Here is a 7,571-nt window from a genome sequence, read left to right as displayed (position 1 = left end):
GATCGAAGAAGGTGTACTCGAACGGCAGTGGCGTGCTGCCCGGATTGTTCGGATGGCCGACCGGCAGGACAGCGGCGATATCGGTCAGCGTACCGGTGGCGGGATTGTAGGCACGCAGGCCCGGGCCGACCGTCAGCGGGGCGCTGAAGATCTGGTCGGCCTTGTTGTGGCTGTACAGCACGTCGGCGAAGGCTTCGACGCTGTCACTGAAGCGATAGGTCGCGCTCAACGATGCCTGCAGGCGCTCGGCGCCGGGCTGCAGGGTCTTGAACGGCTGCGCGTTGAAGGCGCAGGCCTGGCCGGGCAGGGTGCTGCCGAAGTCGCTGTAGGGACGCAGCTCGCTGCCCTCGGGGCAGGGCGAGAACGGCTGCGGTGCGCGCGGATTGGACAGCCAGTTGCCACCGGCGGTGGACCAGCCGGCGAGGCGGCCACCGGGCTTGTCGCGGAAATCGCCGTCGCGGGTGTACGCGCGCTGGTCGGCGTCGAGGCGGTCGCGCTTGAGCAGGTCCAGCCCGAACAGCACGTTCCAGCCTTGCTGCTCGAGGTCACCGAAGCCGGCCAGCAGGTTGGCCTTGCGCTCGTTCAGGCCGCCCTGGGTGGCGGTGCCGAAACCACCGCCGACTTCCACGCCCTGGAAGTCGCGACGCAGGATGATGTTGATGACGCCGGCGATGGCGTCCGAGCCGTACACCGCCGAGGCGCCATCCTTCAGCACTTCGATGCGCTCGACCGCGCTGATCGGCAGCGCATTGAGGTCGACGAAGGTGTCCTGGGTGTTGAGCGCGAAACCGAAGTTGGCCACGCGGTAGCCGTTGACCAGTACCAGCGTGTTCTTCGGTGACAGCCCGCGCAGGCCGATCGAGGCCGATCCCGCAGCGAAGCTGCCGGTGTACTGCTCGTCGAAACTGTTGCCGGCGTTGGCCGACAGGTTGCGCAGCACGTCGGTAAGGGTGGAGCGGCCGGTCTGCAGGATCTGCTCGCGGGTGACGACCTGCACCGGGTTGGGGCCGGCGGTGTCGCTGCGCTTGATGTTCGAGCCGGTCACCAGCACGGTGCCGAGGGTGGTGCTGTCCTTGCCGGTGTCGGCGGTTTCAGCGGCGCTGGCGGTGCCAGCGACGAGGACCAGCGCGACCGCGCTGGAAAGCAGGGTGGTGCGATACATGGAAGCGACTACGCCAAACGGTGGAGGAGCCGCCAGTACCGCACGCGGGTGAGTGCGCCTTCCAATGACGAAAGCGCATTCAGTTATACATCACAGGTTCTTAACGAAAGTCGGCGGCCTTGGTGGGGCAGACCATCTCGGTGGGTGCGGACCGTTGGTCCGCACGCTCCTGCAGGGTCAGAGCCCTTCCCTTTCGGAAAGGGATCCGACCCCGTGGGCATCAGGCGCGCAGCAGCACCTTGCCATTGCGGCCCGAACCGGCGCCGGCTTTCGCCGCCTGGGCGATGTCGTCCAATGCGAAGATCTGCTCCACCGGCAGGGTCAGTTCACCCCCGGCCGCACGCTTCAGCAGTTCACCCACCAACCGCCGCTTGTCTTCCACCGCCATTGCCTGGCTGACCTTGCTGCCCCAGAAGCCCTTCACCGTGGCTTCCTTGTAGATCAGGCCGCCGGCGGGAATGCGCATCGGCTCGCCGCTCATCACACCGAAAGAGACCAGGGTGCCGTGGTGGCCGAGCAGGTCGACCAGGTCGCCGCTGGCATCGCCACCGATGGAATCGACTGCAGCAGCGGCCTGCGCTTGCCCGGTGGCTTCGCGCACGCGGTCCTTCCAGCCGTCCACCGAGGTATCGAACACGTGATCGATGCCCAGTGCCTGCAGTTGCGCCACGGCCTCGGCATTGCGCACCAGGTTGGCCACGTGCACGCCGCGCGCCTTTGCGAGCATCGCCAGCGATTTGCCGACGGCACCGTTGGCGGTGTTCTGCACGATCCACTGGCCCTGCTCGACGTGCAGGAATTCCAGCAGCATCAACGCGCTCAGCGGCATGGCGATCAGCTGTGCGGCCATTTCATCGGCGATCGCGTCCGGCATCGGGATCACCATCCGCGCCGGTGCGATGAACGCTTCGGCCCAGGTGCCGTGCACCGAGGCGGCGGCAACCCGCTGGCCGATCTGCAGGCCGTCGACGCCTTCGCCGAGCGCATCGACCACGCCCAGTGCTTCGCTGCCGCCGATCGCCGGCAGCGTCGGCTTGTAGCCATACAGGCCACGCACGGTCAGCAGATCGTGGTTGTGGATCGAGGCCAGCACGGTGCGGATGCGTACTTCGCCGGGACCGGGTTCGGGCAGGGGGGCATCGGCAACGGYGAGGACCTGGGCTGGATCGCCGAAGGAGGAGTACAGGGCAGCGCGCATGGGCGGTGTTCCAATGAAAGTTGAAGTTGTACCGAACTGGGGATGCGCTCAGCGTCGACAAGGCCGCGCACGTGCAACACGGCATCCTGCGACCGATGGTCGCGTTGGCGCGCGATCACCGCATCTTGTGTTGACGGCTCGGAATATCCCCACTATGTTGTGGCTGTCACTCCCGGTCAGCCGCCGCCGCCGGACATGCAGCAAACGTCCCGCGGCCCGCCCCTGAAGGCTTGCCGTGTCGACGCGGCCGCCACCGTGCGGACGCAGGTCGCCCCCACGGCCCGGATACCGGCCGCAGGCGCAGGCAGATGCCGACGACCTGTGTTCCCGCCCCTTGGCACTTCACCCGTTCGCCCCGTGCGCCGGTATCGCGTGCAGGGCCGCCATGGCATCGGACGCCGACGCGCGCACGAGCCTGGAGTTCCACCACCATGACCGACAGTACCTTCCGCGTGGCCGACCTGGCCGGCGCCGGCGACGCCATGCGCGCCAGCGGCGAGCGCGTGCCGACCTGGATCACCAAGGAAGCCGGCAATCGTCGCCTGCCGTTCGATGCGGCGCGCCTGCTGCGCAGCATCGACACCACCCACGCCGACCTGCCGCAGCTGGATGTGGCCGACTATCGCCGCGTGGTGCTGGCGATGGTCGAACGCAAGCCCAGCATCAGTGCCGATGATCTGGTGGATCTGCTGATCCGCGAAGCGGAATCGCGCGTCGACCTTGTCGCGCCGCAGTGGGAACAGTTCGCTGCACGCCTGTATCTGCGCCGGCTTTACAAGCGCGCCAGCCGCAACCGCTTCTACGATGTCAGCCTGAAGTACGGTTCCTACGTGGGCCTGCAGGAAAGCCTGGCCGACCGCGGCATCTACAGCAATGACATCCTGCGCTGCTATTCGAAGGAAGAGCTGCAGCAGGCCGGCGAGATGATCGACCCCGAGCGCGATCGTCTGTTCGCCTACAACGGGCTGTACCTGCTGGCCACGCGCTACCTGGCTACCGATCGCAGCCGCGAGGTGTATGAGCTGCCGCAGGAACGTTGGCTGACCATTGCCCTGTACCTGATGCAGAACGAGGGCGGGGCTGGTGAGAGCGGCCGCGTGCGCCGCATGCAGCTGGTGGGCGAGGCGTACTGGGCGTTGTCCAACCTGTACATGACCGTGGCCACGCCGACCCTGGCCAATGCCGGCAAGGTCGGCGGCCAGCTGTCGAGCTGCTTCATCGACACGGTGGACGACAGCCTGCAGGGCATCTATGACTCCAACACCGATATCGCCCGCGTGTCCAAGCACGGTGGGGGCGTGGGTGCGTACCTGGGGTACGTGCGCAGCAGTGGCGCGCCGATCCGCGGCGTGCCCAACTCGTCCGGCGRCGTGGTGCCGTGGATCAAGCAGCTCAACAACACGGCGGTGTCGGTCGACCAGCTCGGCCAGCGCAAGGGTGCAGTGGCGGTGTACCTGGACATCTGGCACCGCGACATCGAGGCGTTCATGGACCTGCGCCTGAACAACGGCGACCAGCGCCTGCGTGCGCATGATGTGTTCACCGCCATCTGCGTGCCGGACCTGTTCATGGAGGCCGTCGAGCGCCGTGCCGACTGGTACCTGTTCGATCCGCACGAGGTGAAGCAGGCCAAGGGCTGGTACCTGCAGGATTTCTACGACGAGAAGCGAGGGCAGGGCAGTTTCCGTGACCGCTACGCCGAGCTGGTGGCCGACGAACGCATCAGCCGTCGCACGGTGAAGGCGATCGACCTGTTCAAGCGGATCATGCTCAGCCAGCTGGAAACCGGCAACCCGTTCCTGTTCTACCGCGACGAAGTGAACCGGAAGAACCCGAACAAGCATGCGGGCATGGTCTATTCCAGCAACCTTTGCACCGAGATCCTGCAGAACATGAGCCCGACGCGGATGATCCAGGAGATCGTCAGCGGCGACCAGATCGTCACCACCCGCCGCGCGGGCGACTTCGTGGTCTGCAACCTGTCGTCGATCAACCTCGGCCGTGCCATCACCGCCCCCGAGGATCTGCTGGCCAAGGATGTGCTGGAACGGTTGATTCCGATCCAGGTACGCATGCTCGACAACGTGATCGATCTCAATGCGCTGCCGGTGCCGCAGGCCACCATCACCAACCGCAAGTATCGCGCCATCGGCCTGGGCACGTTCGGCTGGCATCACCTGCTGGCACAGCAGGCGATCCATTGGGAATCGCCCGAGGCCGAGGAACTGTCCGATCGCCTGTTCGAGCGCATCAACTTCCTGACCATCCAGGCCAGCGCGCAGCTGGCCAAGGAGAAGGGCAGCTATCCGATGTTCGCCGGCAGCGACTGGCACAACGGCAACTATTTCCGTGACCGCGATTACAGTGGCGCGGCCTGGGACAGTCTTGCGCGCGAGGTAGCGACCAACGGCCTGCGCAATGGCTGGCTGCTGGCGGTGGCGCCGAACATGAGCACCGCGCAGATCGCCGGCTCCACCGCGTCGATCGACCCGATCTACAGCGCGTTCTACTACGAGGAAAAGAAGGACTTCCGGCGACCGGTGGCCGCGCCTGGCCTGTCGCTGGACACCTGGCCGTACTACGAGAAGGGTGCCTACAAGGTCGACCAGTTCGCCAGCGTGCGGCAGAACGCACGCCGCCAGCGCCATGTGGACCAGTCGATCAGCTTCAACCTGTACGTGCCCAGCACGATCCGCGCCAGCACCCTGCTGGAGCTGCACCTGAGTGCCTGGCGGGAAGGGTTGAAGACCACCTACTACGTGCGCTCCAACGACATCGACATCAGCGAATGCGAGTGGTGCTCGAGCTGATCGCTGCGCTCCAACCGCGGTAGCGCCGGGCCAGGCCCGGCGAGCGCAGCGCGCGGCCACCGCACCTTACCTTCCGCCGGGCATGGCCCGGCGCTACCTCTGCAGGAAAGACCATGGCAACACCCCTGGACCGCATCAAGATCCTCGAACCGCGCCACCCCAACCGCAGCACCGGCATCATCAACGGCCGCACCAGCGGCATCCTCAACTGGAACGACATTCCGTACCCGTCGTTCTATCGCGCCTACAAGGAGCTGTCGACCAACTTCTGGATCCCCGACGAAGTGGACATGAAGGTGGATGCACGCCAGTACGGCGAGCTCAACGCGCGCGAGAAGAACGCCTACGATTCCATCATCGGCCTGCTGGCCACGCTGGATTCGCCGCAGACGCGCTTCATCTACAACGTCGCCGAGTACATCACCGATCCGGCCGCGCACGCCAACGCGGCGATCATCGGCCAGCAGGAGGTGATCCACAACGAGAGCTACAGCTACGTGCTGGCCTCGATCACCGACCTGCCCAACCAGAACCGCATCTTCGAGATCGCCCGCACCCATCCCACCATCATCAAGCGCAACGCGCCGATCATGGGGGCCTATGACGATTTCATGCGCGAGAAGACCGCCGAAACCCTGCTGAAGTCGTTGATCCAGTCCTCGATCCTGGAAGGCATCAACTTCTATTCCGGCTTCGCGTACTTCTACAACATGGTGCGGCAGAACCGCATGAACGGCACCGGCAAGATCATCAGCTTCATCAACCGTGACGAACTGGCCCACACCAAGTTCATCAGCGAGCTGATCCGCGCCATCATCGGCGAGAACCCGGAACTGCAGACCAACGAGCTGACCGCCTACGTGCACCAGTCGTTCGAACACGCCATTGAACTGGAAACCCAGTGGTCGGCGGAGGTGCTGGATGGCATCGATGGCATCGACGTGGACGAGATGGTGCGCTACGTGAAGTACCGCGCCAACAAGATGGCCGGCATGCTCGGCATCGAGCGCCTGTACAGCGACACCGCCGACAACGTGATGCCGTGGATCAAGGCCTACGCCGACAACTTCACCGAGACCAAGACCGACTTCTTCGAGATGCGCAATGCAAGCTACAAGAAGACCAACGTCGACAACGGCTTCGACGACCTCTGAGCGCGGCCCGGCGCTGCGCATCCTGATCGTGGTGGCGTCGCTCAGCGGCAACACCCGTGAGCTCGGCCGCCACATCGCCGCGCGTTGCCGGGCCGCAGGCCACGCCGTGCACTGGCAGGAGGCCGACGACCTGCGCCAGGCCCCGCCGTTGCCGGTGGACGAGGCTGACCTGGTGCTGCTGGGCTGCTGGACCGACAACGCCGGGCGCACACCGTCGGAGATGAAGGCCTGGGTGGCAGGCATCGCCGAGCGCGGCCAGCGGCCGCGGCAGGTGGCGGTGTTCGGCACCGGTGAAACGCAGTGGGGGCAGGAGTACTACTGCGGTGCGGTGCACCGGCTGATCCGCTATTTCCACAGTGGCTACCCGCCGCTGGAGATCGAACAGATGCCACATGGCCGGCGGCATGCCGCGGCCATCGATACCTGGACCGATGCGGTCCTGGATCACTACTGGAGTACCACCGATGCAGATCATCGACGCCACCACGCCTGAGCAGTTCCAGCAGTTGCTGGCCGACCATCCACGCGTGCTGGTGGACTTCCACAAGGACCAGTGCCCGGGCTGCCGGATGCTGGACATGTCGCTGCAGCGGGTGGCCAGCGGCACTGCAGGGCAGGGCACGACCCTGCTGCGGGTGCAGCTGGAGGTGGTGGGCGAGGCGTTCTTCCGCGAGCTGGGCCTGCGGCAGACCCCTACGTTGTCGCTGTTCCTGGACGGTGACGAGCGCATGCGCATGCCGGGTTTCCAGTCGCCGCAGCAGATCGAAGCGGCCATCGCGGAGTTCCTGTAGCGCCGGTAATGCCACATCCACGCATGGCGTGGATCTACTGCAGGTCGCCAGCGGTAGCGCCGGGCAATGCCCGGCGGATTCCCACCGCGCGGATCAACCGGCTGCGAACGTATCCACCAGCAGCTTCACGTTCAGCACCACGATCACCAGCGCGATCACCCAGGCGATGCCGCCGAGCCAGCGCGGCGCCACCAGCGCGCCCATCGTCACCTTGTCGGTCACGATGCGTACCAGCGGGATGATCGCGAACGGCAGCTGCATGGACAGCACCACCTGGCTCAGCACCAGAAGCTTCACCGCGCCCTGGTCGCCGAACAGCATGATGACCACCACCACCGGAATGATCGCCAGCGCGCGGGTGATCAGCCGCCGCAKCCASGSYGGCAGGCGSAKGCGCAGGAASCCTTCCATCACGATCTGCCCGGCCAGTGTCGCGGTCACCGTGGAGTTCAAGCC

At 65.8% G+C, this 7,571-nt stretch carries 7 protein-coding genes; 4 read left to right on the top strand and 3 right to left on the bottom strand.

Annotated elements, in window-relative coordinates; genetic code table 11:
* A partial coding sequence (locus AC1DJN_RS18875; RefSeq protein WP_478039770.1) for a TonB-dependent receptor plug domain-containing protein occupies window positions 1–1,162 on the bottom strand: 1,162 nt, incomplete at its 3' end.
* Window positions 1,163–1,382: 220 nt separating this feature from the next.
* Complete coding sequence (locus tag AC1DJN_RS18870) at window positions 1,383–2,360, bottom strand: zinc-binding dehydrogenase (RefSeq protein ID WP_478039768.1); 978 nt, start codon at window positions 2,358–2,360, stop codon at window positions 1,383–1,385.
* Window positions 2,361–2,842: 482 nt separating this feature from the next.
* On the opposite strand from AC1DJN_RS18870, the gene AC1DJN_RS18865 reads away from it, so the two are divergent.
* The 4 genes from AC1DJN_RS18865 to AC1DJN_RS18850 all read left to right on the top strand — a co-directional run bounded on the left by AC1DJN_RS18865 (window position 2,843) and on the right by AC1DJN_RS18850 (window position 7,115).
* Window positions 2,843–5,170: a ribonucleoside-diphosphate reductase subunit alpha gene (locus AC1DJN_RS18865; RefSeq protein WP_478039774.1), complete on the top strand. Its 2,328-nt coding sequence runs from the start codon at window positions 2,843–2,845 to the stop codon at window positions 5,168–5,170.
* A gap of 113 nt (window positions 5,171–5,283) precedes the next feature.
* Window positions 5,284–6,324, top strand: coding sequence for a ribonucleotide-diphosphate reductase subunit beta (locus AC1DJN_RS18860; RefSeq protein ID WP_032975312.1), 1,041 nt, complete (start codon window positions 5,284–5,286; stop codon window positions 6,322–6,324).
* A 13-nt stretch (window positions 6,325–6,337) separates the two neighbouring features.
* Window positions 6,338–6,817, top strand: a complete 480-nt coding sequence (locus AC1DJN_RS18855) for a flavodoxin (protein WP_032975359.1) — start codon at window positions 6,338–6,340, stop codon at window positions 6,815–6,817.
* Window positions 6,789–7,115 (top strand): thioredoxin family protein, encoded by a 327-nt coding sequence (locus AC1DJN_RS18850; protein WP_032975313.1) that lies wholly within the window; start codon window positions 6,789–6,791, stop codon window positions 7,113–7,115. Before AC1DJN_RS18855 ends, AC1DJN_RS18850 begins: the two co-directional genes overlap by 29 nt.
* Window positions 7,116–7,208: 93 nt before the next feature.
* Here the strand turns inward: AC1DJN_RS18850 and AC1DJN_RS18845 are convergent.
* A partial coding sequence (locus AC1DJN_RS18845; RefSeq protein ID WP_478039764.1) for a divalent metal cation transporter occupies window positions 7,209–7,571 on the bottom strand: 363 nt, incomplete at its 5' end.

The organism is Stenotrophomonas sp. 05L414_2 (assembly GCF_056397905.1).
Note: the sequence above shows the minus strand (reverse complement) of the source record. Positions and strands in the feature narration are given on the sequence as shown.

What these genes read in the sequence shown, in the direction of transcription:
- AC1DJN_RS18860 (WP_032975312.1), top strand. Translation starts at nt 5,284, where the DNA reads ATGGCAACACCCCTGGACCGCATCAAGATCCTCGAACCGCGCCACCCC.
- AC1DJN_RS18850 (WP_032975313.1), top strand. Translation starts at nt 6,789, where the DNA reads ATGCAGATCATCGACGCCACCACGCCTGAGCAGTTCCAGCAGTTGCTG.